Source organism: Pedococcus bigeumensis (assembly GCF_006438965.1).
GTDB lineage: Bacteria > Actinomycetota > Actinomycetes > Actinomycetales > Dermatophilaceae > Pedococcus > Pedococcus bigeumensis_A.
Genome location: NZ_RCZM01000001.1, coordinates 278,405 through 304,266, shown reverse-complemented (window position 1 = coordinate 304,266; position 25,862 = coordinate 278,405). Strand labels below are relative to the sequence as shown.

23 protein-coding genes are annotated in these 25,862 nt (G+C 70.5%); 12 read left to right on the top strand and 11 right to left on the bottom strand.

Annotated features, from left to right (window positions below; translation table 11 throughout):
- Positions 1-27 precede the first annotated feature (27 nt).
- Positions 28-534: a GtrA family protein gene (locus EAH86_RS01350; protein WP_241668119.1), complete on the top strand. Its 507-nt coding sequence runs from the start codon at positions 28-30 to the stop codon at positions 532-534.
- A gap of 47 nt (positions 535-581) precedes the next feature.
- On the opposite strand, the gene EAH86_RS01345 is transcribed toward EAH86_RS01350, so the two are convergent.
- The 5 genes from EAH86_RS01345 to EAH86_RS01325 are packed head-to-tail and all read right to left on the bottom strand — an operon-like array spanning position 582 to position 5,058.
- Positions 582-1,604 (bottom strand): sensor histidine kinase, encoded by a 1,023-nt coding sequence (locus tag EAH86_RS01345; protein ID WP_140736829.1) that lies wholly within the window; start codon positions 1,602-1,604, stop codon positions 582-584.
- Positions 1,605-1,613: 9 nt separating this feature from the next.
- The gene (locus tag EAH86_RS01340; protein WP_056922896.1) at positions 1,614-2,291 is read right to left on the bottom strand and encodes a response regulator transcription factor; all 678 of its coding nucleotides are present in this window, start codon (positions 2,289-2,291) and stop codon (positions 1,614-1,616) included.
- A gap of 29 nt (positions 2,292-2,320) precedes the next feature.
- Positions 2,321-3,112, bottom strand: coding sequence for an enoyl-CoA hydratase/isomerase family protein (locus EAH86_RS01335; protein WP_140736828.1), 792 nt, complete (start codon positions 3,110-3,112; stop codon positions 2,321-2,323).
- Entirely contained in the window at positions 3,109-4,266 is a 1,158-nt protein-coding gene (locus EAH86_RS01330) for an adenylate/guanylate cyclase domain-containing protein (RefSeq protein WP_241668118.1), read from the bottom strand. The genes EAH86_RS01335 and EAH86_RS01330 overlap by 4 nt, the downstream gene beginning before the upstream one ends.
- Positions 4,267-4,275: 9 nt before the next feature.
- Positions 4,276-5,058 carry a biotin--[acetyl-CoA-carboxylase] ligase gene (locus EAH86_RS01325; protein WP_140736827.1) on the bottom strand — a complete coding sequence of 261 codons (783 nt, stop codon included), beginning with the start codon at positions 5,056-5,058 and terminating at the stop codon, positions 4,276-4,278.
- Between the two features lie 24 nt (positions 5,059-5,082).
- On the opposite strand from EAH86_RS01325, the gene EAH86_RS01320 reads away from it, so the two are divergent.
- On the top strand, positions 5,083-6,747 hold the full coding sequence (locus tag EAH86_RS01320) for an acyl-CoA carboxylase subunit beta (RefSeq protein WP_140736826.1): 1,665 nt from the start codon (positions 5,083-5,085) through the stop codon (positions 6,745-6,747).
- Positions 6,748-6,787: 40 nt separating this feature from the next.
- Positions 6,788-7,012 (top strand): acyl-CoA carboxylase epsilon subunit, encoded by a 225-nt coding sequence (locus tag EAH86_RS01315; RefSeq protein ID WP_140736825.1) that lies wholly within the window; start codon positions 6,788-6,790, stop codon positions 7,010-7,012.
- 3 nt (positions 7,013-7,015) lie between these two features.
- On the opposite strand, the gene EAH86_RS01310 is transcribed toward EAH86_RS01315, so the two are convergent.
- The gene (locus EAH86_RS01310) at positions 7,016-7,702 is read right to left on the bottom strand and encodes an MOSC domain-containing protein (protein WP_140736824.1); all 687 of its coding nucleotides are present in this window, start codon (positions 7,700-7,702) and stop codon (positions 7,016-7,018) included.
- Between the two features lie 85 nt (positions 7,703-7,787).
- On the opposite strand from EAH86_RS01310, the gene EAH86_RS01305 reads away from it, so the two are divergent.
- The 3 genes from EAH86_RS01305 to EAH86_RS01295 all read left to right on the top strand — a co-directional run bounded on the left by EAH86_RS01305 (position 7,788) and on the right by EAH86_RS01295 (position 12,181).
- A complete protein-coding gene (locus EAH86_RS01305; RefSeq protein ID WP_140736823.1) occupies positions 7,788-9,527 on the top strand; it encodes a DUF885 domain-containing protein in 1,740 nt (579 codons plus the stop codon).
- A 28-nt stretch (positions 9,528-9,555) separates the two neighbouring features.
- On the top strand, positions 9,556-11,451 hold the full coding sequence (locus tag EAH86_RS01300) for a Na+/H+ antiporter (protein ID WP_140736822.1): 1,896 nt from the start codon (positions 9,556-9,558) through the stop codon (positions 11,449-11,451).
- Positions 11,452-11,515: 64 nt separating this feature from the next.
- Entirely contained in the window at positions 11,516-12,181 is a 666-nt protein-coding gene (locus EAH86_RS01295; RefSeq protein ID WP_140736821.1) for a Maf family protein, read from the top strand.
- Positions 12,182-12,283: 102 nt separating this feature from the next.
- Here the strand turns inward: EAH86_RS01295 and EAH86_RS01290 are convergent, their stop codons facing one another.
- Both EAH86_RS01290 and EAH86_RS01285 read right to left on the bottom strand, forming a co-directional pair.
- On the bottom strand, positions 12,284-13,840 hold the full coding sequence (locus EAH86_RS01290; protein WP_425325209.1) for an acyl-CoA carboxylase subunit beta: 1,557 nt from the start codon (positions 13,838-13,840) through the stop codon (positions 12,284-12,286).
- 101 nt (positions 13,841-13,941) lie between these two features.
- A complete protein-coding gene (locus tag EAH86_RS01285) occupies positions 13,942-15,123 on the bottom strand; it encodes an acyl-CoA dehydrogenase family protein (protein ID WP_140736819.1) in 1,182 nt (393 codons plus the stop codon).
- A 105-nt stretch (positions 15,124-15,228) separates the two neighbouring features.
- Here EAH86_RS01285 and EAH86_RS01280 point away from each other — a divergent pair, with 105 nt between their 5' ends.
- The 3 genes from EAH86_RS01280 to EAH86_RS01270 are packed head-to-tail and all read left to right on the top strand — an operon-like array spanning position 15,229 to position 17,433.
- Entirely contained in the window at positions 15,229-15,630 is a 402-nt protein-coding gene (locus EAH86_RS01280) for a MerR family transcriptional regulator (protein ID WP_140736818.1), read from the top strand.
- A 39-nt stretch (positions 15,631-15,669) separates the two neighbouring features.
- Complete coding sequence (locus tag EAH86_RS01275) at positions 15,670-16,668, top strand: NAD-dependent epimerase/dehydratase family protein (RefSeq protein WP_140736817.1); 999 nt, start codon at positions 15,670-15,672, stop codon at positions 16,666-16,668.
- A gap of 60 nt (positions 16,669-16,728) precedes the next feature.
- Positions 16,729-17,433, top strand: a complete 705-nt coding sequence (locus EAH86_RS01270; protein ID WP_140736816.1) for a M50 family metallopeptidase — start codon at positions 16,729-16,731, stop codon at positions 17,431-17,433.
- A 51-nt stretch (positions 17,434-17,484) separates the two neighbouring features.
- On the opposite strand, the gene EAH86_RS01265 is transcribed toward EAH86_RS01270, so the two are convergent.
- The gene (locus EAH86_RS01265; RefSeq protein WP_140736815.1) at positions 17,485-18,444 is read right to left on the bottom strand and encodes a PfkB family carbohydrate kinase; all 960 of its coding nucleotides are present in this window, start codon (positions 18,442-18,444) and stop codon (positions 17,485-17,487) included.
- Positions 18,445-18,517: 73 nt separating this feature from the next.
- Between EAH86_RS01265 and EAH86_RS01260 the strand changes: the two genes are divergently transcribed.
- Positions 18,518-19,897, top strand: a complete 1,380-nt coding sequence (locus EAH86_RS01260; RefSeq protein ID WP_140736814.1) for a glucose-6-phosphate dehydrogenase — start codon at positions 18,518-18,520, stop codon at positions 19,895-19,897.
- 56 nt (positions 19,898-19,953) lie between these two features.
- Here the strand turns inward: EAH86_RS01260 and kynA are convergent, their stop codons facing one another.
- The gene (gene kynA, locus EAH86_RS01255; RefSeq protein ID WP_140736813.1) at positions 19,954-20,808 is read right to left on the bottom strand and encodes a tryptophan 2,3-dioxygenase; all 855 of its coding nucleotides are present in this window, start codon (positions 20,806-20,808) and stop codon (positions 19,954-19,956) included.
- A gap of 86 nt (positions 20,809-20,894) precedes the next feature.
- Between kynA and EAH86_RS01250 the strand changes: the two genes are divergently transcribed.
- Positions 20,895-22,952, top strand: coding sequence for a PQQ-dependent sugar dehydrogenase (locus tag EAH86_RS01250; RefSeq protein WP_140736812.1), 2,058 nt, complete (start codon positions 20,895-20,897; stop codon positions 22,950-22,952).
- 87 nt (positions 22,953-23,039) lie between these two features.
- Here EAH86_RS01250 and EAH86_RS01245 read toward each other — a convergent pair whose 3' ends face one another.
- Positions 23,040-23,891, bottom strand: a complete 852-nt coding sequence (locus EAH86_RS01245; protein WP_140736811.1) for an aldo/keto reductase — start codon at positions 23,889-23,891, stop codon at positions 23,040-23,042.
- A 144-nt stretch (positions 23,892-24,035) separates the two neighbouring features.
- Here EAH86_RS01245 and EAH86_RS01240 point away from each other — a divergent pair, with 144 nt between their 5' ends.
- Complete coding sequence (locus EAH86_RS01240) at positions 24,036-25,829, top strand: acetyl/propionyl/methylcrotonyl-CoA carboxylase subunit alpha (protein ID WP_140736810.1); 1,794 nt, start codon at positions 24,036-24,038, stop codon at positions 25,827-25,829.
- Positions 25,830-25,862 lie beyond the last annotated feature (33 nt).

The following is a 25,862-nucleotide window of genomic DNA, read 5'->3' as shown; positions in this document are numbered from 1 at the left end:
GCGGGGATCCGCAGATAGGCTCCACTGGTGTCCACCAGCAACTCCCTCGTCGCGCGCCTGCGCAGCACGATCGACGTCCTCTACCGCGAGATGATCAAGTTCGGAATCGTCGGCGCGGCAGCCTTTGTCGTTGACCTCGGGCTGTTCAACATCCTGCGCCGCACGGCGCTGTCCGGCTACGGCAACGGGCCGCTGTCGAGGGCCGTCATCGCGACCATCATCTCGGCTGCGGTCGCGACCTGCGTGGCCTGGATCGGCAACCGGATGTGGACCTTCCGGCACCGTCGCAACCGGCCGGTCCACCACGAGGCGCTGCTCTTCGCCGGCACCAACGGCGTGGCGCTGCTCATCCAGGCGGCCTGCGTCGGCGTCTCCCACCACTTCCTCGGGCAGGAGAGCCTGGCAGCCGAGAACGTCGCCAAGCTGGTCGGCATCGCGCTGGGCACGCTCTTCCGGTTCTGGGCCTACCGCCGGTTCGTGTTCAGCGAGGAGCCGCTGCGCGACACCTCACCGCTGGCCGAGACCCAGGGCTGAGACCCAGGGCTGAGGCTCAGGGCTCGGACCGGGGCGCTCGGGCTGGCTCAGGCGTCCGACTCGCTGAGGAACAGCGCGAAGATCGCCGGCTGCGCCTGGATGAGCTCGAGCCGGCCGCCGTTGGACTCGGCCAGGTCGCGCGCCAGCGCGAGCCCGAGGCCGGTGCCGGTCGTCGTCACCGAACGCTCGAAGATGTGCGGGGCGATCGAGGCCGGGACTCCCTCGCCCTGGTCGCTCACCTCGACGACGACGGACGGGCCGCTGCGCCGGGCGTGGACGTCGACCGTGCCCCGCCCGTGCGCTAGAGCGTTCTCCAGGAGCGTCGAGAGGACCTGCGACAGGTCGACCGGCTTGGCCTGGACCACGAGCCCACGCTCACCGTGCACCCGCACGCTGCGGCGGGCCTGCTCGAACGCCGGCTGCCACTCCCGTTGCAGGGCGGCGATGACCGAGTCGAGCGAGACGGTGGCCTTGGACTCGTCGCCACCTCGACGGGTGCGCGACATCAGGTCGTCGACCACCCGGGTCAGGCGTTCCACCTGGTCGATCGCGATGTTCGCCTCCTCCTGCACGACCTCGAGGTCGTCCGTGGCGGCGATCTCCTCGAGCCGCATCAGCAGGGCGGTCAACGGCGTCCGCAGCTGGTGCGAGGCGTCCGCGGCGAAGTCCCGCTCGGACGCGAGCGACTTGGTCAGCCGCTGCGCGCTGCGCGAGAGCACCTGCGACACCTGGTCCAGCTCGGCGATGCCCGAGTCGATCGGCTGGATCCGGGACTCACCGGCACCGAGCCGTTCGGCGCGCTCGGCGAGCAGGGTCATCGGGCGGGACAGGCTGTGGGCCTGACGGATCGCCACCAGCACCCCGACGCCAAGGGCCAGCACACCCAGCCCGATGACGATGAGCACCAGTCGGATCGAGGTCGAGGCCGGCGTACCGTTCTCGAGCCAGCCCGCGACGGTGCCCTTGCCGTTGACCGTGGCGTTCCAGATGGCGACGGCCACCGGGGTCATCGTGATCAGGATCGCCAGGGCGACCGCGAGCACGGTGGAGCGGATCAGCTGCTGCCGCATGGTCAGCGGTCAGATCTCGTCGCCGCGCTCGAACCGGAACCCGACTCCACGGACGGTGGCGATGTAGCGCGGCTGTGCGGCGTCGTCGCCGAGCTTCCGGCGCAGGACGGAGATGTGCATGTCGAGCGTCTTGGTCGACCCGAACCAGGCGGTCTCCCAGATCTCGCGCATCAGCTGCTCGCGCGAGACGACCTTGCCCTGCTCGCGGACCAGCACGCGCAGGAGGTCGAACTCCTTGGCGGTGAGCTGGAGCTCCTCTTCCTTGAACCAGGCGCGCCGGCCCTCGGGGTCGATCCGGACGAGCTCGTGCGCGGACGGGGCGTCGGTGGGGTTGCGGCGCAGCAGTGCACGCACCCGGGCCAGCAGCTCGGCGAGCCGGAACGGCTTGGTGACGTAGTCGTCGGCCCCGGCGTCGAGGCCCACCACGGTGTCCACCTCGTCGGCTCGCGCGGTCAGGATGAGCACGGGGACGGTGCGGCCCTCGGCGCGGATCCGACGGCACACCTCGAGCCCGTCGACGTAGGGCAGGCCGAGGTCGAGGACGACCAGATCGGGGTTCTCGGCGGAGGCTTCCAGGGCCGCACGTCCGTCTGCGCGGACGTCGACGTCGTACCCCTCACGGCGCAGGGCGCGAGCCAGGGGCTCGGAGATGGCGGGGTCGTCCTCAGCGAGGAGCACACGGGTCATGGGGTGATGCTATGTAGTACGGACCCCTCTCAGCGACCAGGCCAGTCAGGACGGCGTTTCTCGTTGAACGCCGCGACCCCCTCCGCGCGGTCCCCGGAGAAGGCCGTGGCCGCCCACATCCGGTCCTCGATGCGCAGTCCGGCGTCCAGATCGGTGTCGAAACCCTGCCGCATGGCGGCCTTGGCGTTGCGCATGCCGACGGGTGAGTGGGAGGCGATGGTGGCCGCCAGCTCCAGGGCCCGCGCGCGGGCGGTGCCGGCCTCGACCACCTCGTCGACCGCGCCCAACCGGCACGCGTCCGCGGCGGCATACCGCTGGGCGGTGAAGATCATCTGCGCAGCCCGCGACCAGCCCACGCGGCGGGTCAGCAGCTGGGTGCCGCCGCCACCGGGGATGACGCCGACGCTCACCTCGGGCAGGCCCACGACCGCGTCCTCGCCGCACACGACCACGTCGCAGGAGAGGGCGATCTCGAAGCCACCACCCAGCGCGAAGCCGTCCACGGCCGCGATTGCAGGCACGGGAAGGTCCAGGACCCCTCGATATGCCGCCTGCGCCACCGGGCGCTGGGCGCGCAGGTCGTCGTCGGTGAAGGAGTTGCGCTCCTTGAGGTCGGCGCCGACGCAGAAGGCCCTGGGGTGCGTCGACGAGACCACGACCGCACGGACGGTGGGGTCCTGGGCGAGCTCCGTGGTTGCCCTGGACAGGGCCTGGGCCATCGCCGTGGAGACGGCGTTCATGGCTTCCGGGCGGTCGAGCACGAGCTCGGCCACGTGGCCGCCCTCGCCGTGGCGCTCGATGCGGACCAGGTCTGCGGTCATGAGGAGGCCTTTCGGGGAGCTGGCGTCGAGCCAGCTGGTGTCGAGCCAGCAGGGATGGCACCGGCTCTGGTGCTGATCGCCTGTGCTGATGTCTTGCGACCGCCGGTGGTGCGCCGCAGCTCGCTGGGGGTGACCGGCCCGATGCCGCGCAGGGTGCGGCGGCGCAGGGCTGTGGTCTCGAAGCCGGACAGGGCCGCGAGTGCCGAGGCGAGCGCGTCGTCGACGAGCACGCCCCCGGCGGGGGCCACGCTGGTCAGCCGGCTGGCCCGGTTGACGGTGGTGCCGAAGACGTCACCCAGCCGCGACAGGACGGGTCCGACTGCCATACCGACGCGCACGTCGGGCAGCAGGTCGTCCTCGGCCATCGTCTCGACCAGGTCGAGCGCCACCGCTGCCGCCGGCGCCGCGTCGATGGTGACGAACAGGATCTCGTCGCCGACGGTCTTGATGACCCGTCCACCGTGCGCCGTGACGATGTCGGTCGCCAGCGCCTCGAACCGCTGCACCATCACGGCCAGTTGCCGCTCGGTCATCCGGCGCACCAGCGACGTGAAGTTGACCAGGTCCGCGAACCCCACGACCCGGCGCACGCCCTGCGACGACTGCTGCGGGTCGGCGTCCGCGAGCATGCGCGAGATCGCGGCGGTGAGGTGGCGCCGCCAGGCGTAGATCAGCAGCGGCTCGAGCTCGTCGGCCATGTCGGTGAGCTTGCGCGCGGCAGCTTGGGCGGAGGCCAGGTTGGGGACGGCCCGCGCATCGGCCTCGTCCAGCGCGGCCTCCTGTTCGGGGTCGGCCATCGCTTCGGCCATCAGCTGGGTCTGCCAGACGGCCAGCCGGTCGGTCGTCCGGGCGAACGCGCGGGTCATCGCCAGCGCCGTCGTCTCGTCGAGCTCCTGCTCGCGGACAAGGCGCGCCACCGCCATCAGGGCCATCTGGTCGGCCTCGGTGAACATCGCGTCGTCGTCCTCGACGTTCGGGAAACCCAGCGCGTGCCAGAACTTCCGGGCCGACAGCAGCGACACCTCGGCGCCGCGGGAGACGTCCCGTCGGGCCATGGTGGCCGGCTTGCCCAGCAGCCTGGCCTCGAGGTCGTCGGGGCGTAGCGCCGCGAAGTCCTCCGGGCGCACCACCCGGTGCCGGCCAACCTCGCTCACGTTCCAACCCTAGCCAGTGGCGGACCGCACGTGGACCACGTCGCCGGCGGCCACGGCATACTCGCTGCCCGCACTGCTGACCACCAGTCGGCCCTCGTCGTCGATGCCGACCGCCCGGGCGCGGCGCACGTCGCCGCCGGCCACGTGGAGCTCGACGTCGCGCCCGATCGTCAGGCACGCCTTCCGGTATGCCGCGTGGAGGCCTGCGCGCGCCGGTCCCGCCCCGCTGAGGTCACCGTGCCAGCGGGCCAGGTGCGTGAGGACGGCCACGACGAGGCGCTCCCGGCTCACGTCGGGGGCACCGGCCAGCCGCAGCGAGGTGGCGGTGTCGACCGGGAGCTCGTCGCGGTCCTGGTCGACGTTGATGCCCAGCCCGACCACGATCCCCGCCGGCTGCAGCTCGCAGAGGATGCCGCAGACCTTGCGCTCGCCGTCCGACGGCAGGAGCACGTCGTTCGGCCACTTGAGCCCGCTGTCCACGTCGGCGACCTCGGCGAGGGCGTCGCGAACCGCCAGACCGGTGGCCAGCGGCAGCCAGCCGCGACCCTGGTCGGGGGCAGGCAGCAGCACGGACAGCGTGACCGAGGTGTTGGCCGGGGTGTCCCAGGCTCGGCCCAGCCGACCCCGTCCGGCCTGCTGGTGGTCGGTCACCACCACCCGCCACGGCTGCGCGAGGCGCGCCGCCTCGAGGTTCGTGGAGCCGAGTGCCGGGTGGACGTCGACTCCTGTCCACGGCTGACCCGGCGTGACCAACGCCTCGTGCAATGCCTCACGGTCGAGCGATTCGCGCATGGAGGCAAGGCTAGGCTCGCCGACATGGCGCAGACCACCGATTCCGTCGCTGATCCGCTGTCGGTTGGCGGCACCGACGTCCCCGACCCCGACTCGGGCATCGACATCCACTCCACTGCCGGCAAGCTGGCCGACCTCAAGCGCCGCGTCGCCGAGGTGGCCCACGCCGGGTCTGAGCGCGCCATCGAGAAGCAGCACGCTCGGGGCAAGAAGACCGCCCGCGAGCGCCTCGAGATGCTGCTCGACGAGGGCTCGTTCATCGAGATGGACAAGTACGCCCGGCACCGCTCGGTCGCCTTCGGCCAGGAGGCCAACCGTCCGTACGGTGACGGGGTGGTCACCGGCTACGGCACCGTCGACGGGCGCACCGTCGCGGTCTTCGCGCAGGACTTCACCGTCTTCGGCGGCTCGCTGGGCGAGGTCTTCGGCGAGAAGATCTGCAAGGTCATGGACTTCGCGATGAAGGTCGGCTGTCCCGTGGTGGGGCTCAACGACTCCGGTGGCGCCCGGATCCAGGAAGGGGTCGTCTCGCTCGGGCTCTACGGCGAGATCTTCCGCCGCAACGTGCACGCCTCGGGTGTGATCCCCCAGATCTCGCTGATCATGGGGCCGTGCGCAGGTGGGGCTGTCTACTCCCCTGCTGTCACCGACTTCACGGTGATGGTCGACCAGACCTCCCACATGTTCATCACCGGTCCCGAGGTCATCAAGACGGTGACCGGAGAGGACGTGTCGATGGAGGACCTCGGCGGAGCCCGGACGCACAACACCAAGTCGGGCGTCGCGCACTACATGGGCTCGGACGAGGAAGACGCCATCGAGTACGTCAAGGCGCTGCTGTCCTACCTGCCCTCGAACAACCTCGAGGAGCCGCCGTCGTTCGCCGACGAGTCTGCCGAGCTGCCGTCGCTGGAGGTCACCGACGAGGACCGCGAGCTCGACACCCTGATCCCGGACAGCGCCAACCAGCCCTACGACATGAAGGTCGTCGTCGAGCACGTGCTCGACGACGGTGAGTTCCTCGAGGTGCAGCCGCTGTTCGCGCCCAACCTCATCGTCGGTTACGGGCGGATCGAGGGGCGCTCGGTGGGCGTGGTCGCCAACCAGCCGATGCAGTTCGCCGGCACGCTGGACATCGACGCCTCCGAGAAGGCTGCCCGGTTCGTGCGGACCTGCGACTCGTTCAACGTGCCGGTGCTGACCTTCGTCGACGTCCCCGGATTCCTGCCCGGCACCGACCAGGAGTGGGACGGCATCATCCGCCGCGGCGCCAAGCTCATCTACGCGTATGCCGAGGCGACCGTCCCGCTCGTCACCGTGATCACCCGCAAGGCGTACGGCGGTGCCTACGACGTGATGGGGTCCAAGCACCTCGGCGCCGACATCAACCTCGCGTGGCCGACCGCCCAGATCGCGGTGATGGGTGCCCAGGGCGCGGTCAACATCCTCTACCGCAAGCAGCTCGCAGCCGCGGCCGAAGCCGGTGAGAACGTCGACGAGACCCGCGCCCGGTTCATCGCCGAGTACGAGGACACCCTCGCCAACCCCTACATCGCGGCCGAGCGCGGCTACATCGACACCGTCATCACGCCGTCCAACACCCGGATGAACGTGACCAAGGCGCTGCGGGCACTGCGCTCCAAGCGCGAGACCCTGCCGCCCAAGAAGCACGGAAACATTCCCCTATGACCTCCTCGCAGGCTCAGAGCTCACGGGGCCCGGCACTCTGATGGCCGAAGACGAGGCTCCCGACCGGCCGCCGCTGCGGCTGGTCCGCGGCGACGCGACCCCCGAGGAGGTCGCGGCCCTGCTGGCGGTGCTGTCCGCGGCGTCCGGCGGCGAGTCTGCGCCGGCCCCGCGGCATACCTCGCAGTGGGCCTCCAGGGAGCGTGCGGTGCGCCGCCCGCTCGCGCCGGGACGAGGCGCCTGGCGCGCGTCCGCCTGGCGGGGCTGACCCTCAGGCGTCGAGCTCGGCGGTGGTGGCGCGGCGACGGGCAACGGTCTCGCGCAGCTCGGCAGCCTCCACCTCGACGAGGCAGCCGGCGGCCAGCACCCGTTCGGCGATCTCGAGGTCACCCATGAACGCCCGGAACGTGTCCGGCACGGTGATGTCGTGGTCCGGCCGGTGCACGACCTCGATGGCATCCCCTGCCCGCACCGTCCCGCCCGTCACGACCGACAGGTAGGCGCCGGTGCGTCCCACTTCGCTGAACCTCTTCACCCAGCCCCGCTCACCCATCCGGGCCGAGAACGTCGCGCACGGGATCCGCGGTCCGCAGACCTCGAGAAGGACCTCGTCGCCGACCGCCCAGCGTTCGCCCACGAGAGCACCATCCACGTCGAGGCCGGTGGTCGTGAGGTTCTCCCCGAACATGCCGTGCGGGAGCTCGCGGCCGAGCTGCGCGGCCCACCAGTCGAGCTCCTCACGCGCAAACGCGTAGACCGCCTGGTAGTCGCCGCCGTGGTGCCTGGTGTCGCCGAGGAAGTCACCCTCGACGCCGCTGCCCAGCCCGCCGTGCTTGGGGCCGGGGGCCCGCAGGTGGGCTGCCTCGACCGGGCGTTTCCCGATGCCGGTGACGCCGACGTTCTTCGCCGTGCTGGGTTCGGCACGCCCGACGTTGAGCGACAGGAGGTGTGCAGCCATGGGACCAGCCTAGGGACGCCGGCAACGACTTATCGCGGTGCTTATTGCGGTGCCGGCGTCAGGACGCTGGGGTACCTTCGCTCGCGTGAGCACTGAGACGACACCTGAGACGACCTCCGCGACGACGACTGCCGCGGCCCGCCCCGCCACCGACATCGACCGGATCGCCGACGACTACCTGGCGAAGTTCGTGGCCCTCAGCCCGATCACCGCGACCTACCTCGGGATCGCCGGCCACGACGAGGAGCTGGACGACTTCTCCCCGGCCGGCCACGAGGCCCACGCGGAGCTGCGCGCTGAGACGCTGGCGCTGCTCGACGGGGCTACCCCCGTCGACGACATCGACCGGGTGACCCTCGCCGCCATGCGGGAACGGCTCGGCCTCGCCGACGAGACCTACCGGGCCGGGCTCGACGAGATGGCCCTCAACGTCATCGCCTCTCCGTTGCAGGAGGTCCGAGGCTGCTTCGACCTGATGCCGACCGCCACCGACGAGGACTGGGGCGCGATCAGCCGGCGCCTCACCCGCGTGCCTGACGCCCTCGCCGGGTGGAAGGAGAGCCTCCTGAGCGCGTCGGCCAAGGGCCACATCGCGCCGCGGCGCCAGGTCGAGGCCTGCATCCGGCAGTGCGCCGACCTCGTGGCCGACGACGGCTACTTCGCCCACCTGGTCGAAGGCGCCCGGCTCAGTGACGACACGGGAGCCGGCGAGCTGGCCGAGTCGACCAAGGACGCGCTCGCGACGGCTGCGGAGGGCGCCTCGGCCGCCTACTCCCAGCTCGGTCGCTGGCTGAAGGACCACCTGCTCGACGATGCACCCGTGGCCGATGCCTGCGGCGAGGAGCGCTACGCCCTGGTGTCGCGCTCCTTCCTGGGCGCCACGGTCGACCTGGCCGAGACCTACGCCTGGGGCCAGCAGGAGGTCGAGCGGATCACCGCGGAGATGGAGCAGGTCGCCGAGCAGATCAAGCCCGGCAGCACGGTCAAGGAGGCCATCGCCGCGCTCGACGCCGACCCGGCATACCAGCTGCACGGCACCGACGAGCTCAAGGCGTGGATGCAGAAGCGCGCCGACGAGGCCATCGCCAACCTGGCCGGCACGCACTTCGACATCCCAGACCCGGTGCGCACCATCGAGTGCCTGATCGCGCCGACCCAGACGGGTGGCATCTACTACACCGGCCCGTCCGAGGACTTCTCCCGTCCCGGCCGCATGTGGTGGTCGGTGCCCAAGGGCGTCACCGAGTTCGGCACCTGGAAGGAGCTCACCACCGTCTACCACGAGGGCGTGCCGGGGCATCACCTCCAGGTCGCCCAGACGGTGTTCCGCTCCGAGCTGCTCAACAAGTGGCGCCGGATGTTCGCCTGGACCTCGGGTCACGGCGAGGGCTGGGCCCTGTATGCCGAGCGGCTGATGGACGAGCTCGGCTACATGGACGACCCGGGCAACAAGATGGGGCTGCTCGACAGCCAGTCGCTGCGTGCCGCCCGCGTCGTCATCGACATCGGGGTGCACGGCCGGTTCGACGCCCCGGCCGAGGTCGGGGGCGGGGAGTGGACCTACGACAAGGCCTGGCAGTACCTCACCGACCACGCGAACCAGGGTGAGGCGTGGCTGCGGTTCGAGCTCGACCGCTACCTCGGCTGGCCGGGTCAGGCACCGTCCTACAAGATCGGTGAACGGCTCTGGATGCAGCTGCGTGACCAGGTACAGGAGCGCGAGGGAGACTCGTTCTCGCTCAAGGACTTCCACCGGCGGGCACTCGACATCGGCGGCGTCGGCCTCGACACCCTGCGGGCGGCGGTGCTGGGCGAGCTGACCTGACCGACCGCGCGCCTGCAAGGATGGGTGCGTGGGAACAGCCGGCGCGATCGTCGCCATCATCGGGACCGTCATCCTCGTCGCGGGTTTCGCCCGGCGGTTGCGGGTCGCCGCGCCCCTGGTCCTACTCGTCGTGGGGGTGGCGGTCAGTTACGTGCCGTTCATCCCCGAGCCAGAGCTGAGCTCGGAAGTCGTCCTCGTCGGACTCCTCCCGCCCTTGTTGTATGCCGCGGCGATCCGTACGTCGCTCGTGGACTTCCGCGCCAACTGGGCACCGATCCTCGGGCTCTCCGTGGGACTGGTGCTGTTCACCGCCGCGGGCGTCGGGCTGGTCACCTACTGGCTTCTGGGGGTGCCGTTCGCGGTGGCCTTCGCCCTCGGGGCGATCGTCGCGCCACCGGATGCCGTCGCGGCCACCGCCGTGGCGCGGCGGATCGGCCTGCCGCGGCGGATCGTCACGATCCTGGAGGGCGAGTCCCTGGTCAACGACGCCACCGCCCTGGTGTCGCTGCGCACCGCCATCGCGGCCTTTCCCCTGGCCGCCGCGGTGGCCGGCGAGCACGCCTCGGACGTCACGATGGGTTCGGTGGTGTTGGACTTCACGCGCGCCGTCGTGCTGGGCGTGGGTTTCGGGGTGCTGGTCGGGGTCGTGATCGCGTACGTGCGGCGCAAGGTGACCGAGTCGGCCATCGACACCTCGATCTCGTTCATCGTCCCCTACCTCGCCTATCTGCCGGCCGAGCGGTTCCATGGCTCAGGCGTGCTCGCCGTCGTCGTCGCAGGACTGCTCCTCGGTCACAAGTCACCCATCGTGCAGAACGCGTCGTCGCGGGTCAGTGAGCGGATCAACTGGACCACGATCCAGTTCATCCTCGAGAACGTCGTCTTCCTCATGCTCGGCCTGCAGATGCGGCGCCTGGTCTCCGACGCGAACAACACCGGCCCGGGCTGGGGCACCATCGTGGCGACCTGCCTGGCCGTCCTGGCGACCGTCATCATCATCCGGCCGATCTGGGTTTTCCCGTTCAAGTGGGTGCAGCACAAGTTCATGGAGGGCGAGGGCAAGTTCCACCCGAAGGCCGCCGCAATCATCTCGTGGGCAGGGATGCGCGGCGTGGTCACGCTCGCCGCCGCCTTCGCCCTGCCGGCCGGCACGCCCGAGCGCTCCACCCTGGTGCTGGCCGCCATGGCCGTGACGGTGGCGACGCTTCTCCTGCAAGGGCTTTCGCTCCCTTGGCTCGCGAAGACGCTCGGCGTGCGCGGGCCGGACCCCCGCGAGGACGCCCTCCAGGAGGCGACCATCCTCCAGTCGTCGGTCGCGGCCGGCCTCAAAGCACTCGAGGAGCACGACGACGTCGACGCCGACCTCATCGAGACGCTGCGCGGACGCGCCGAGAACCGCACCAACATCGTCTGGGAACGGCTGGGTCAAGGACGGGTCGACGCGGCAGAGACGCCGAGCGCGACCTACCGCCGCGTCCGTCTCATCATGCTGGAGGCCGAACGGGCCGAGCTGCTCCGGATCCGGGACGCGGGCACCGTCGACCAAGAGGTGCTCGGCCACGTCTTCGCCCAGCTCGACATCGAGGAGTCGATGCTCGACCGGATCGAGGAGCGCACCGACGAGCTGCGCGAGGACCCGCTGCTGCCGCCGGAGCGGTCTGAGGACGAGTGCCAGCACCTCGCGGACCACCACGACCGCTTCGTCGCCCCCACCAGTCCACACGGTTGCCAGGAGTGCCTGCGCGACGGCACGACCTGGGTGCACCTGCGGCTCTGCCTGGACTGCGGGCACGTAGGCTGCTGCGACTCCTCGCCCCAGAAGCACGCCACGGCCCACTTCCACGAGACCGACCACCCGGTGATGCGCAGCTTCGAGCCCGGTGAGTCCTGGCGCTGGTGCTTCGTCGACGACCAGCTCGGCTGAGCCCGTCCAGCCCGACCACGTCCGGGTATGCCGCGTGGTTGCCGCGGGTGGGTAACCTCGCCTCGTGACGTCCCTCGTACTCGCCTCCGCCTCCCCCGCCCGTCGTCGTCTGCTCGCCGCCGCCGGGCTGGAGCCCAGCGTGGTCGTCAGCAACGTGGACGAGACGGCTGTCACCGCCGCGGCGCTGGAGACCTACGGCGAGCTGGTCGCCGAGGACGTCGCCCTCGTACTCGCCCGGGCCAAGGCCGAGGACGTCGCAGACCAGATCGACGACGCGATCATCGTGGGCTGCGACTCGGTCCTCGACCTCGACGGCGAGATCCACGGCAAGCCCTCGTCCCCGGCCGAGGCGATCTCACGGTGGCGCCAGATGCGTGGCCGCTCGGGCGTCCTGCACACCGGCCACTGGGTCGTCGACACGCGGGACGAGGCCCAGGGCGGCACCGGCGCGACTCTCGGCGCGACCGCATCAACAACGGTGCACTTCGCCAAGCTGACCGACGACGAGATCGAGGCCTACGTCGAGACCGGCGAGCCGTTGCGCGTGGCCGGTGCCTTCACCCTCGACGGGCTCGGCGCCCCCTATGTGATTGGTATCGAGGGCGATCCGAGCAACGTGGTCGGCATCTCGCTCCCGCTGCTGCGTGAGCTGCTCATGGAGGTGGGCTTGCAGTGGCACGAGCTGCGCACGTCGGCCCACCAGGGCGCCCAGGGCCGCCGCGACAGCTAGCCGTCGGGCGTACTGACGTGCAGAGCGTGCCCAACACGCCTCTGCCCGTGCTCAGCGGGCCACCGGTCGGCGGCTACTGCCCGTCGGACCTCCGGAGCTGGCTCAGACCGGGGGGATGTCGCGACGCTTGGTGGCGAAGTGGCGCTCGCGGGCCTTGGCGTAGCGCAGCCGCAGCAACAGCTCGGCACGCAGCGCGTCGGCCTCGATGATCTGGTCGAGGACGAGGTCGGCAGCCAGGCGCTCGAGGTCGACGTCCTCCTCGTACTCGCGCCGCATGTCCTGCACGAACTGCTCGCGCTCGGCCGGGTCCTCGATCGCCGCGATCTTGTTGGCGTAGACAGCGTTGACCGCCGCCTCCGGACCCATCACTGCGATCCGGGCGGTGGGCAGCGCGATCGTGGCGTCCGGGCCGAAGCCGGGACCGCCCATGGCATAGAGCCCCGCACCGTAGGCCTTGCGGACGATGATGCAGAACTGCGGCACGGTTGCGGACGACACGGCGTGGACCATCTTGGCTCCGTGCCGGATGATCCCGCCGCGCTCGACCTCGGACCCGATCATGAAGCCGGGAACGTCGGCGAGGTAGATCAGCGGGATCGAGTAGGCGTCACACAGCCAGATGAACCGGGCGGCCTTGTCAGCGCTGTCGGTGAAGAGCACGCCGCCCTTGACCATCGAGTTGTTGGCGACGATGCCGACCGTCTCGCCCGACATCCGGCCGAACCCGATGACCAGCTCGGGGGCGAACAGCGGCTTGATCTCGAAGAACGACTCGTCGTCGACCAGTCCGTCGATGACCTCGTGGATGTCGAACGGCTGGCTCTCGCGCTCGGGCACGGTATGCCGGGTCAGCGGCGCCGACGGCTCCTCGGGCGCGTAGGACGGCAGGTCCGAGCGCCAGTTGGCCGGTAGGTAGGAGAAGTACAACCGCGCCATCTCGATGGCCTCGGTGTCGTCGCCGACGAGCAGGTCACCCACCCCTGAGACGGTGCAGTGCATCCGCGCACCACCCATGTCTTCGAGCGAAACCTTTTCTCCCACAACCATTTCCGCCATGCGCGGACTGCCGAGGTACATGGACGCGTTGCCCTCGACCATGATGATCAGGTCAGTGAAGGACGGGATGTAGGCGCCACCGGCAGCACTCGGCCCGAACAGGCAGCAGATCTGCGGCACCTTGCCGGACAGCGCGACCTGGTTGTGGAAGATGCGCCCGGCGCCACGGCGCCCCGGGAACATCTCGACCTGGTCGGTGATCCGGGCACCCGCCGAGTCGACGAACCAGAAGACGGGCAGCTCCTCGCGCAGCGCCATCTCGGTGGCCCGCACGATCTTCTCGACGGTGCGCGCGCCCCACGAGCCTGCCTTCACCGTCGGGTCGTTGGCGATGACGATCGCCGGACGACCGTCGACGGTGCCTCGACCGGTGACGACGCCGTCGGCCGGCAGACCCTTGGCCGTCGCGTTGGCGTAGCGCGCGTCCTCGACGAAGCTGCCCTCGTCGAACAGCATCGCGATCCGGTCGCGGACATACAGCTTGCCCTGCGAGTCCAGCTTGGCCTGCGCCTTCTCCGGCGCCACCGCAGAGGCCTGGTATGCCGCGGCGAGCCGCTCCCGGACGTCGGTCACCTTGGGGTCGGAGCCCGAGTCGCCGCCCACGGCGAAGGGCGCCTCAGGAGCACCCGATCCGGTGGGGGTGGACCCGGCGGCGTCGGACGAGGTGGTGGAGGTCACCGGCATACCCTCTCGCACTCCGGCGCTCACGCGGTGGGCAGGCCGAGGTGGCGGGCGATGACCATGCGCTGCACCTCGGAGGTGCCCTCGCCGATCTCGAGGATCTTGGCGTCGCGGTAGAAGCGCGCGACGGGGTACTCCTCCATGAAGCCGTTACCCCCGAAGACCTGGGTGGCGATGCGGGTGGCCGTGACGGCAGCCTCGGTCGAGTAGAGCTTGCAGATCGCGGCGGCCTGCTTGACCTCCTTGACGGAGCGGCGTCCGGCCTCGAGCTCGTCCTTGAGCCAGGCGGCCTTGTAGGTGAGCTGGCGGGACGCCTCGACCATGACGGCGAGGTCGGCGATCTGGAACGAGATGCCCTGGTTGACGCCGATCGGCTTGCCGAACGCCTTGCGGGTCTTGGCGTACTCCGTGGTCTCCTCGAGCATCCGTTGGCTCATGCCGATGGCCAGCGCAGAGATGGCGATCCGGCCGTCGTCGAGGGTCTTGAGGAACTGCTTGAAGCCCTCGCCCTCGTTGCCGAGCAGGTTGTCGGCGGGGACGCGGCAGTCCTCGAAGGTCAGGCCGTGGGTGTCAGACGCGTGCCAGCCGAGCTTGTCGTAGGCCGGCTCGACGGTGAACCCCGGCGTGCCGGAGGGGATCATGATCGCGCTGAGCTGGGCCGAGCCGTCGTCCTTGGTGCCGGTGCGGGCGGTCACCGTGACGACCGAGGTGATGTCGGTGCCGGAGTTGGTGATGAACGCCTTCGAGCCGTTGACGACCCACTCGTCGCCCTCGCGAACGGCCTTGGTGCGGGTGGCACCGGCGTCGGACCCGGCGTCGGGCTCGGTCAGGCCGAAGCCCGCGAGCGCACGACCGGCCACGAGGTCGGGCAGGAAGCGCTCCTTCTGCTCCTGGCTGCCGTAGGTGAGGATCGGGTTGATACCCAGGCCGACACCGGCCGACAGCGTGATGCCGATCGACTGGTCGACCCGGCCCAGCTCCTCGATGGCCACGCACAGCGACGTGAAGTCGCCGTCATCGCCCATGCCGCCGAACTCCTCGGGCACGACGAGGCCGAACAGGCCGAGCTCGCCCATCTTCGGCACCAGGACGCTCGGGAAGTGGTGGTCCTTGTCCCACTTGGCGATGTGCGGCTCGACCTCTGCCTCGGCGAACTCCCGGACGACCTTCCGGAAGTCCTCGTGCTCCTTGCTCAGCTCGAACATCGCTACTCCTTCGTGGTGCGCGCCTAGGGGTCACCCGGCCACGCGGCATACCTGGTTGTCGTGGTTGCTTGACGTTGACGTAAACGTAAAGCAATACTCACGGGTATGCCAGCCGCAGCCGCCACCGAGGTCGACCAGACGTGGACGATCCGGGAGATCGCGGACGAGTTCGAGGTGACCCACCGGACCGTGCGGCACTACGAGGACCTCGGCCTGATCACCCCGGAGCGGCGCGGCACCGTGCGGGTCTACCACCGTCGCGACCGCACCCGGCTGGCCCTGATCCTGAGGGGCAAGCGACTCGGCTTCCCGCTGGAGGAGATCCGCACGATCATCGACCTCTACGACCGGCCGCGAGGCAAGGCCAGCCAGCTCGAATACGTCCTGGACCAGATCGACGAGCGGCGGACCGACCTCGAACAGCGTCGGCGTGACCTCGAGGACGCGATCACCGAGCTTGGCGAGTTCGAGCGCCGTTGCCGCGCCGACCTCGACCGCCTCGCCTGAGGCCGCACCTCGCGCACTCCCGGCCCTAGGCTCGGGCACATGACCAGCTCCAGCGTCCTGTTCATCGGTGGCACCGGCGTGATCAGCTCGGCCTGCGTCGCCGAGTCCGTCGCGCAGGGCCACCGCGTCACGATCCTCAACCGGGGCACGAGCACCACCCATCCCCCACACCCCGAGGCCGAGTCCCTCCAGGCGGACGTGCGTGACGCCGCGGCCGTGCGGGCAGCGGTGGGTGGACGTGACTTCGACGTGGTCGTCGACTTCCTGAGCTTCATCCCGGACCAGGTGCAGCAGCAGCTCGACGAGTTCGCCGACCGGACCGGACAGTACGTCTTCATCAGCTCCGCGTCGGCCTACCAGACACCACCGTCCCGTCTGCCTGTCACCGAGTCGACTCCCCTGCGGAATCCGTTCTGGGCTTACTCCCGCAACAAGATCGCGTGCGAGGACCTCCTGGTGCGCGGCTACCGCGACGACAACCTGCCGATGACCATCGTGCGTCCCTCGCACACCTACGACCACACGCTGCCGCCCTTCGAGGGTCACTGGACCGTCATCGAGCGGATGCGGCAGGGCAAGCCCGTCGTGGTTCACGGTGACGGCACGTCACTGTGGACGATCACGCACCACACCGACTTCGCGCGGGCGTTCGTCGGGCTGCTGGGTCGCCGGGAGGCCATCGGCGAGGCCTTCCACATCACCGGCGACGAGGCCCCGGCGTGGAACCGGATCTACACCGACATCGCCGAGGCGGCCGGGGTCGAGCCACACCTCGTGCACGTCCCCTCCGACGCCATCGCCGCCGTGGACGAGGAGTTCGGCGACAGCCTGCTCGGCGACAAGACGCACTCGATGGTGTTCGACAACACCAAGATCCGCACGCTCGTGCCCGGCTGGACCGCTCGCGTTCCCTTCCGCCAGGGAGCGCAGGAGATCGTCGACTGGCACGACGCCGACCCCGCCCGTCGGGTCGGCGACGAACGCCTCGACGCCCTCTACGACGACCTCGTGACGCGCTTCCGCGTGGACAGGGCCTGAGGCGAGCATCGACCGAGGGCACCCCCGGTCGGCACAGCGCGGTCGGCTAGGTTCGCCGCCGTGGACTGGGACCTGCTGAGCACGCGACTCGAACCGGCGACCGGTGACGTCGCCCTGACCGCCCCGGCCGTGACCGTCGCCTTCGTCGCGGCCCTTCTCGTGGTGGCCGTGCCGGCCATCTGGCAGGTCATGCGGCTGGCCGTGACTCTCGTCCACGAGCTCGGCCACGCCCTGGTGGGGCTGGCCGTCGGTCGGCGGTTCACCGGCTTCGTGCTCCGCGGCGACATGTCAGGACACGCGGTCACCGTGGGGCCCCCGCGCGGCCCGGGCAGGGTGCTCACGACCTGGGCCGGCTACCCGGCACCCGCCGTCGTGGGTGCCGCCCTGGTCTGGGCCGCTGGCCGCGGGTGGGGCGCTCCGGTCCTGAGCGTCGTGATCGTCATCCTGCTCGTCGCGCTCGTCCGGGTGCGCTCTCTGCTCACTGCGGTGGTGATGCTGGTTGCGCTCGGTGCCACCGGGGCCCTGTGGTGGTGGCGCGATGACGCGGTCCAGGCGCAGGTGCTCGTGGGAGCGGGAATCGTCCTGCTGGTGGGGGCCTGGCGTCACCTCGGCGCCGTACTGCGCACCCGCGACCGCAGCAGCGACCCGGGAGTCCTCGCCGCGCTGACGCATGTCCCGCGCCTCGTCTGGAACGCGTCGTTCGTCCTCGTGTGTGCAGCGGCCACCGTCCTTGCCGCCTCCGCGGTAGCCCGCGCCTGGCAGTGAGCGCCCGGCCGTGAGCGCCTGGCACTGGGCGTCCGGCCTGACCGTCCCGCGCTACGCGTCCTGCTGCGCGAGGAAGCCGTCGATCTCCGCCGCAGTGGGCGCCGTCGCCGGACCACGCCGCGTCACCTTGATCGCCCCGGCCGCGTTGGCGCGTCGTGCGGCCGTCTCCCAGTCCGAGCCAGCCGCCCGGCAGGCAACGAGCACGCCGGTGTGGGTGTCCCCGGCCCCGTTGGTGTCGACCGCCTCCTGCGGATATCCCGGCAGGTATGCCGTCTGCCCACCTTCGCGCAGTCGGCACCCCTTCGGCCCGTCGCGGACGATGGCGACGGCACCCTGAGGGAGGCGATCGGCCACCGCTTCCACCGAAGCAGCCGGGTCGGCGCGCCCGGTGAGCTGTTCGGCCTCCTCGGCGTTGCTGGTCCACACCGTGGTGCGGGTGAGCACCCGCTCACGCAGGTCCTCGGACAGGTCGGCGAACGCGGCACCCGGGTCCAGCACCACCACGACCCCCGCTGCGAGGCCGTCGAGCCACTCAAGGAGCGGGTCACTGGTCAGGCCGACCAGGGAGAAACCGCTCACGCAGACGAGGTCCCCGGCTACCGGCAGCGAGGTCTGCAGGGACTCGATGCTGATCCGTCGCTCCGCGCCCTGAGTGGTCACGAAGGTGCGTTCGGCGCTCGGCTCCACCATCACGAAGCAGATCCCGGTGTCACTGTCGGCCACGGGTGGGCTGCTCACCGTCACGCCCTCGGCCGCGAGCGCCGACCGGACCAGGTCGCCGTTGGCGCCGGTACCCACTGCTCCGGCCAGCACCGCCTGCGCTCCCGACCGCGCGGCGGCCACGAGGATGTTGACGGCTCCCCCGGCATACCGCGCGTAGGTCTGCGCCACGGCGTTGCCGCCACGCACCGGCAGCGCGTCGACGACGACCACCTCGTCGACCAGGGCCTGCGCCGTGTGGATGACCCGCGGTGCCTGCACCCGAGCCGGCTCACCCTCGTGGGACGTCATGGAGCAGGAGTATGCCGCGCACTCGGGGACGGTGCCCCCGCGCGTCCTGCGTGGCCGTGGAATGCTGCACGACATGGCGACTGATCCGGAGACGACCCTGCTCATCCTCGGCGCCGGGGGTGACCTGACCCACCGGTTGCTTCTGCCCGGGCTGGCCAGCCTGCTCGCGGTGGAGCCCGACCGCCGGGTCCGCGTGGTCGGCGCCGACCGCGTCGACTTCACGCCGGCGCAGTGGAAGGCCCGCGTCAAGGATTCCTTCTCCGAGGCCAAGCCGCCCACGAGGGTGACCAGCGCGATCACCAAGCACACGGCATACGTCAAGACGGACCTGCTCGACGAGGCCGCGCTGCGCGAGCTGGTCGATGGCTGCGGCGACGGCCCACTGGTCATCTTCTTCGCGCTGCCCCCTCAGGTGACCATGAAGGTCTGCGACCTGCTGCAGCACGTCGACCTGCCCGAGGTCACTCGGCTCGCGCTGGAGAAGCCGTTCGGCACCGACCACGCGTCCGCGGTGCAGTTCAACAAGCTCCTGCACAAGGTGGTGCCTGAAGAGGACATCTTCCGGATCGACCACTTCCTGGGCGTGGCAACGGTTTTCAACCTGGTGGGGCTGCGTTTCGCCAACCGGATGCTCGCCCCGATCTGGAGTGCCGAGCACATCGAGCGCGTCGAGATCGTCTACGACGAGGACCTCGCGCTCGAGGGGCGGGCGGGCTACTACGACGGTGCCGGCGCGCTCAAGGACATGCTGCAGAGCCACCTGCTCCAGGTGCTCGCCCTGTTCGCGATGGAGTCGATCGCCGCCCTCGACGCCCGCGAGCTGCAGGACCAGAAGGCGCAGGTGCTGCGCGCCACCAAGGTCTGGGGCGGATCGCCCAAGCGCTCGTCGCGGCGGGCTCGCTACACGGCCGGGACGCTGGGCCGCAAGCAGGTGCCGGACTACGCCAAGGAGGACGGAGTCGACCCGAAGCGGTCCACCGAGACGCTCGCCCAGGTCACCCTCGAGGTGGCCAACACCCGGTGGGCCGGAGTGCCGTTCATCCTGCGCAGCGGCAAGGCACTGGGCGTGCCGCGCAAGCAGATCGTGGCCCACTTCCGCGACGTCCCGCACCTGCCCACCGGCTTCGTCGGCGGCTCCGACGGGGACATGCTGACCATCGACCTCAAGCCCGGCGCGGTGTCACTCACGCTGACGATGAACGCCGAGGGCGACCCGGTCGACCTGGAGCAGAAGACGCTGACCGCCACCCTCGCCGCCCCGCGCATGCAGCCCTACGGCGAGGTGCTGGCCCAGATCCTCGACGGCAGCCAACTGCTCACCGTCCGCGGTGACGCGGCCGAGGAGTGCTGGCGGGTGATGGCGCCCGTCATCAAGGCATGGGCCGACGACAAGGTGCCGCTGGAGACGTATGCCGCTGGGTCCAGCGGTCCCGAGGGCTGGCTCGCGCAGTAGGCGGACAGCGCATGGCGCGCCAGGGCGGGCGACAGCCGCGCGGCTAGCCAGCGGGGTCAGACGCGAGCGCGCACCGAGTAGAGCTCGGGGAAGAAGGTCAGGTCGAGGGCGCGGCGCAGGAAGTCGACGCCGGAGGAGCCGCCGGTCCCCTTCTTGTGGCCGATGGTGCGGGTGACCACCTGCAGGTGCCGGAACCGCCACTGCTGGAAGTTGTCCTCGAGGTCGACGAGCTCCTCACAGGTCTCGTAGACGCCCCAGTGCTCGCTCGGCTGCGCGTAGACCGAGGCGAAGGTGTCGACCAGCTCGTCGTTCTCGCGGTAGGGCTGGGTGAAGTCGCGGTCGAGCAGCTCGGCGGGTACGGCATACCCACGGCGTGCGAGGTAACGCAGGAACTCGTCATAGAGGCTCGGCTCGACGAGCAGGCCGGCGAGGAGGGTGCGCGCTTCCTCGTCGTGGTCGAAGACCTTGACCATGTCGGCGTTCTTGTTGCCGAGCAGGAACTCGACGGCGCGGTACTGCCAGGACTGGAACCCCGAGCTGGTCGCGAGGAACGGCCTGATCTCGGCGTACTCGCTGGGCGTCAGGGTGGCCAGCACCGACCACTGGTCGGTGAGGACCTCCTGGATCCGCTTGACCCGCGCCAGCCGCTTGAGGGCGGGTGCGAGCTCGTCGGTGGTCAGCAGGGCCCGAGCCGAGCGCAGCTCGTGCAGCATCAGCTTGAGCCACAGCTCGGACGTCTGGTGCTGGATGATGAAGAGCAGCTCGTCGTGCTGGGCCGGTTCGCTGCGTGGGTGCTGCGCCGACAGCAGCTGCTCAAGGCCCAGGTAGTCCCCGTAGGACATCGCCGCGGAGAAGTCCCGCTGCACGCCTTCTTCGATCTCCCGCACTGATCGCGCGTCGTCACCGCTCATGGCGCCCACCCTAGAGGCCCCCACGACGGCCACCTGACCGGCTCCTCGCCCGGGCGGTCTGGGCTCACCGACCGTACCCTCGGAACATGTCGAGGTTTCGCCGGACCGCTGCCGCCCGCACGACCGTCTCCGTCGCCCTGGGCGCCCTGCTTGCCGGGGCGGGAGCCTGGTCCGCGTCGCCATCCGGTGCCGCACCCTCGGCCGCTCCATCAGGTGCCGCGCCCTCGGTCGCGTCGGCCGCAGCCAAGCCCGGCGGCCCGCCCGCGGTCCAGGTCTCGACCCTGATGACCGGGCTCGCCATCCCCTGGGACCTGACCTTCACGCCCGACGGCACGATGCTGGTCACCGAGCGGGCGGGGCGGACGCTGGCCCGCCTGCCGGACGGGACCATCCGCACCGTCACCACTGCCCAGCAGGACCTGTTCGTCGGCAGCGAGTCCGGGCTCATGGGGATCGTCGTCGACCCTGCGTTCGCCACGAACCGGCAGTACTACACCTGCCAGGCCTACCGCGGTACGGGGACCAGTCCGATCGACATCCGCGTGATCCGCTGGTCGCTGGCGAGCGGTGCGACGTCGGCCACTCGCGTCGGCAACCCTGTCATCAGTGGTCTGCCCATCAGCACCGGCCGCCACGGCGGCTGCCGCCTGCGCTTCGACACGACCGGGCACCTGCACGTGGGCACCGGCGACGCGGCGGTCGGCACCAACCCGCAGAACCTCGACTCGCTCGGGGGCAAGACGCTGCGCCTCAACACCGACGGCACGGCCCCCTCCGACAACCCGTTCTTCTCGCGGGGCGGCCGGGCGGCCTACGTCTGGACCTACGGGCACCGGAACGTCCAGGGACTCGCGCTGCGGCCCGGGACGTCACAGATGTGGAACGTCGAGCACGGCTCCACCCGCGACGACGAGGTCAACGTCCTCTCCGCCGGTGCCAACTACGGCTGGGACCCCGTGCCCGGCTACGACGAGTCGGTCCCCATGACGGACCTGACCAAGTTCCCCAGCGCGATCCCGGCCCGCTGGTCCAGCGGCGACCCGACGGTCGCCACGAGCGGCGCGAGCTTCCTCACCGGTAGCGGGTGGGGCCTGTGGGAGGGCGCCCTCGCGGTAGCCGAGCTCAAGAACGCCGGCGTCCGCATCCTGATGTTGACCGAGGACGGCCGGGTACGTGCCCAGGCGCAGCTCGCCGCACTCGACGACAGCTACGGACGGATCCGCACGGTGCAGACCGGACCCGGCGGCGCCATCTACGTCACGACCTCCAACGGCAGCAACGACCGGGTGCTGCGGGTCAGCCCCACGACCACCCCACAGCCCTACTCGCCGGGTCTGGACGTGTCGCCCAGTGGGGTCTCGGCCGTCGTGCAGGGCACGGCGGTGACGGTCTTCGTGCGCGGCACCGCGGGGCACATCCACTACTCACGGCAGTCGGTCCCGGGCGGGCCGTGGACGCCGTTCACCACCATCCCCGGAGTCGTGGCGTCCGCGCCGAGCGCGACGACGTGGGACGGCAACCGGATCGACCTGGTCGCCCGCGGCTCGAACGGTCACCTGATGCACACCTGGTCCACCGGTGCAGGCTGGCAGCCCTGGCGCGATGTCGGCGGCACGCTGACCAGCGCCCCCACAGCGGCCGCGACGAGCGTCGGTACGGTCGACGTCGTGGCACGCGGCCCCGGCGACGCCCTGATGCACCGCCGGCTCGTCAACGGGACCTGGGGCAGCTGGCGAAGTGCCGGTGGGATCATCACGTCGGCCGCCTCGTTGCGCGCTGACCGGGCCACGGGCCGGGTGACGGCAACCGCCCGCGGCAGGGATGGGTACGTCCACGACATCGTCCTGGACTCAACCGGTGTCGTCCGCGCGTGGCAGAAGATGCAGCGACACACGTGGTCCGCGCCCGCGGTCGGAGCCGGAACGGCGCCACTCCTCGTCACCCGCAACGGCCAGATCCCCGTCCTCGTCACGGGGTCGAGCGGCCAGGCGCTGGGCGGTGACCTCACTGGGGCACCAGCCGTGGCCCAGCGTCCCGACGGCAGCTGGCTGATCACCGGACGCAGCCTCGACAACGCCCTGTGGGTCTATGACGGCAGGCCGGGCAAGCAGACCTGGTCGAAGGTCGGTGGGATCCTCACCTGACGCTTCCCGGCACGACGAGGAGGGCAGGCACGACAGCGAGGCCGCCTCGGTGCGGCGACCCCGCGGCATACCGGCGGTGCTGGTCGGTCAGTTGAACTCGACCGGGTCGGGGCCGGTGCGCTCCGACCGGTCGAGCGGCTCGAAGGCGGCGAGGTCGTCGCTGTCGAGCTCGAAGCCGAAGATGTCGAAGTTCTCGGCGATCCGGCTGGGGGTGACCGACTTGGGGATCACCACGTTGCCGACCTGGGTGTGCCAGCGCAGGATCGCCTGTGCAGGGGTGACGCCGTGCTTGTCGGCGATGCCGCGGATGACGTCGTCTTCGAGGACCGAGCCGCCGGACGCGAGCGGGCTCCAGGCCTCGGTCAGGATCCCGTTGGCGGCGTGGAACTCGCGCAGCGCCGCCTGCTGGAGGTAGGGGTGCAGCTCCACCTGGTTGATGGCGGGGAGCTCGCCGGTCTCGTCCTGGAGGCGCAACAGGTGGTCGATCTCGAAGTTGCAGACGCCAACGGCGCGGACCCGGCCGTCCTCGCGGAGCTTGAGCAGCGCCTTCCACGTGTCGACGTAGTTGTCCCGCTCCGGCGTGGGCCAGTGGATCAGGAAGAGGTCGAGGACGTCGATGCCCAGGCGGCCAATGGAAGCGTCGAAGGCGGCCAGCGTCGAGTCGAAGCCGTGGTCGTCGTTCCACACCTTGGTGGTGACGAACAGCTCGTCGCGGGAGAGGTCGGTCGCCCTGAGGGCGCGGCCGACGCCCTCCTCGTTGCCGTAGAGGCGGGCGGTGTCGATGCTGCGGTAGCCCGTCTCGAGCGCGGTGGCGATGGCAGCGTCGACCTCGGCGTCCGGCACCTGCCACACGCCGAACCCGAGCTGCGGGATGGCGATGGAGTCGGCGCCGGTGGACAGGGCGAGGTTCGGGACCGTGCTGGTCGATGCAGAGTTCATGCTTCGACTGTATGCCGCGTGTGCAACTTTTTCTCCGAGGGTCACCTGACGGACGAGTGGGAACAACGTGGGCGGCGGGAGTGTTGGCCAGGCCACACCCGGTGGGTGGCAGTGCCGTCGCGGAAACGAGCTAGGCTCCCGCGCATGGCGCCCAACTCCGAGTCGACGACGAAGCCGATCTCCAAGGTCCTCATTGCCAACCGTGGCGAGATCGCCGTGCGGATCGCGCGGGCGTGCGCAGACAGTGGCATCGGTTCCGTTGCGGTCTATGCCGATCCGGACCGTGACGCCCTTCACGTCAAGGTCGCCGACGAGGCCTACGCCCTGGGCGGCGCTACCCCCGGCGACTCCTACCTCGTGCAGGAGAAGCTGCTCGCCGTGGCCCGCAAGTCGGGTGCCGACGCGGTCCACCCGGGATACGGCTTCCTCGCCGAGAACGCCTCCTTCGCCCAGGCCGTGATGGACGCCGGGCTGACCTGGATCGGCCCCTCCCCTGCCGCCATCGACTCCCTCGGCGACAAGGTCAAGGCACGACACATCGCCGCCAAGGCCAACGCCCCGCTGGTGCCCGGCACCGCCGACCCGGTGGAAACGGCGGACGAGATCGTCGCGTTCGCCAAGGAGCACGGGCTCCCGGTCGCCATCAAGGCGGCCTTCGGCGGCGGCGGCCGCGGCCTCAAGGTCGCGCGCACCATCGAGGAGATCCCCGAGCTGTTCGACTCGGCCACCCGCGAGGCAGTCGCCGCGTTCGGTCGCGGCGAGTGCTTCGTCGAGCGCTACCTCGACAAGCCGCGCCACGTCGAGACGCAGTGCCTGGCCGACACCCACGGCAACGTCGTCGTCGTCTCCACCCGCGACTGCTCGCTGCAGCGCCGTCACCAGAAGCTCGTCGAGGAGGCGCCCGCGCCGTTCCTGTCCGACGAGCAGAACGCCGAGCTGCGCCGGGCCTCCAAGGCGATCCTGACCGAGGCCGGCTACACCGGCGCCGGGACGTGTGAGTTCCTCGTCGGCCAGGACGGCACCATCTCCTTCCTCGAGGTCAACACCCGCCTCCAGGTCGAGCACCCGGTTACCGAGGAGGTCACCGGCGTCGACCTGGTACGTGAACAGTTCCGCATCGCCAACGGCGAGGAGCTCGGGTACGACGACCCCGCACCGACGGGGCACTCGTTCGAGTTCCGGATCAACGGCGAGGACGCCGGCCGTGGCTTCCTGCCCGCCCCCGGCGTCGTGGCCGTCTTCGAGCCGCCGTCGGGACCGGGTGTCCGGCTCGACTCCGGAGTGGTCGCCGGCGACGTCATCGGCGGCGCCTTCGACTCGATGCTGGCCAAGCTCATCGTGACCGGTCACGACCGGCGGCAGGCGCTGGAGCGCTCCCGTCGGGCGCTGGCCGAGTTCACCGTCGACGGCATGCCAACGGTGCTGCCGTTCCACCGCGTCATCGTCTCCGACCCCGCCTTCGCGCCTGAGGGTGACCAGCCGTTCACCGTGCACACCCGCTGGATCGAGACCGAGTTCGACAACCAGATCGAGGCCTACTCGGGCGTCGTTGCCGAGGCTCCGGAGGAGTCCGGTGAACGCCAGAGCGTGGTCGTCGAGGTCGGCGGCAAGCGGCTCGAGGTCGTCCTGCCCGGCGGGCTGTCGCTGGGCGGCGGCTCCGGCGCTGCGAAGAAGAAGGCCCCCCGCCGCTCCGGTGGTTCCAAGACCGGCGCTGCGGCCTCGGGCGACTCGCTCACCGCCCCAATGCAGGGCACCATCGTGAAGATCGCCGTCGAGGAGGGTCAGCAGGTCGCCGCCGGCGAGCTCGTCGTCGTCCTCGAGGCGATGAAGATGGAGCAGCCCATCAACGCCCACAAGGCCGGCACCATCACCGGGCTGCTGGCGGAGGTCGGCCAGACCGTGACCAACGGTGCGGTCATCGCCGAGATCAAGGACTGATTCCACCACGCACGACTGCGGCGCCGCCTCCCA

Excerpts from the sequence above, each read along its gene's own strand:
- EAH86_RS01275 (WP_140736817.1), top strand. The coding sequence starts at position 15,670 with ATGACCAGCTCCAGCGTCCTGTTCATCGGTGGCACCGGCGTGATCAGC.
- EAH86_RS01315 (WP_140736825.1), top strand. The coding sequence starts at position 6,788 with ATGGCCGAAGACGAGGCTCCCGACCGGCCGCCGCTGCGGCTGGTCCGC.
- EAH86_RS01280 (WP_140736818.1), top strand. The coding sequence starts at position 15,229 with ATGCCAGCCGCAGCCGCCACCGAGGTCGACCAGACGTGGACGATCCGG.
- EAH86_RS01345 (WP_140736829.1), bottom strand. The coding sequence starts at position 1,604 with ATGCGGCAGCAGCTGATCCGCTCCACCGTGCTCGCGGTCGCCCTGGCG.
- EAH86_RS01340 (WP_056922896.1), bottom strand. The coding sequence starts at position 2,291 with ATGACCCGTGTGCTCCTCGCTGAGGACGACCCCGCCATCTCCGAGCCC.
- EAH86_RS01285 (WP_140736819.1), bottom strand. The coding sequence starts at position 15,123 with ATGTTCGAGCTGAGCAAGGAGCACGAGGACTTCCGGAAGGTCGTCCGG.
- EAH86_RS01260 (WP_140736814.1), top strand. The coding sequence starts at position 18,518 with ATGGCGACTGATCCGGAGACGACCCTGCTCATCCTCGGCGCCGGGGGT.
- EAH86_RS01335 (WP_140736828.1), bottom strand. The coding sequence starts at position 3,112 with ATGACCGCAGACCTGGTCCGCATCGAGCGCCACGGCGAGGGCGGCCAC.
- EAH86_RS01240 (WP_140736810.1), top strand. The coding sequence starts at position 24,036 with ATGGCGCCCAACTCCGAGTCGACGACGAAGCCGATCTCCAAGGTCCTC.
- EAH86_RS01320 (WP_140736826.1), top strand. The coding sequence starts at position 5,083 with ATGGCGCAGACCACCGATTCCGTCGCTGATCCGCTGTCGGTTGGCGGC.
- EAH86_RS01250 (WP_140736812.1), top strand. The coding sequence starts at position 20,895 with ATGTCGAGGTTTCGCCGGACCGCTGCCGCCCGCACGACCGTCTCCGTC.
- EAH86_RS01245 (WP_140736811.1), bottom strand. The coding sequence starts at position 23,891 with ATGAACTCTGCATCGACCAGCACGGTCCCGAACCTCGCCCTGTCCACC.
- EAH86_RS01325 (WP_140736827.1), bottom strand. The coding sequence starts at position 5,058 with ATGCGCGAATCGCTCGACCGTGAGGCATTGCACGAGGCGTTGGTCACG.
- EAH86_RS01265 (WP_140736815.1), bottom strand. The coding sequence starts at position 18,444 with ATGACGTCCCACGAGGGTGAGCCGGCTCGGGTGCAGGCACCGCGGGTC.
- kynA (WP_140736813.1), bottom strand. The coding sequence starts at position 20,808 with ATGAGCGGTGACGACGCGCGATCAGTGCGGGAGATCGAAGAAGGCGTG.
- EAH86_RS01310 (WP_140736824.1), bottom strand. The coding sequence starts at position 7,702 with ATGGCTGCACACCTCCTGTCGCTCAACGTCGGGCGTGCCGAACCCAGC.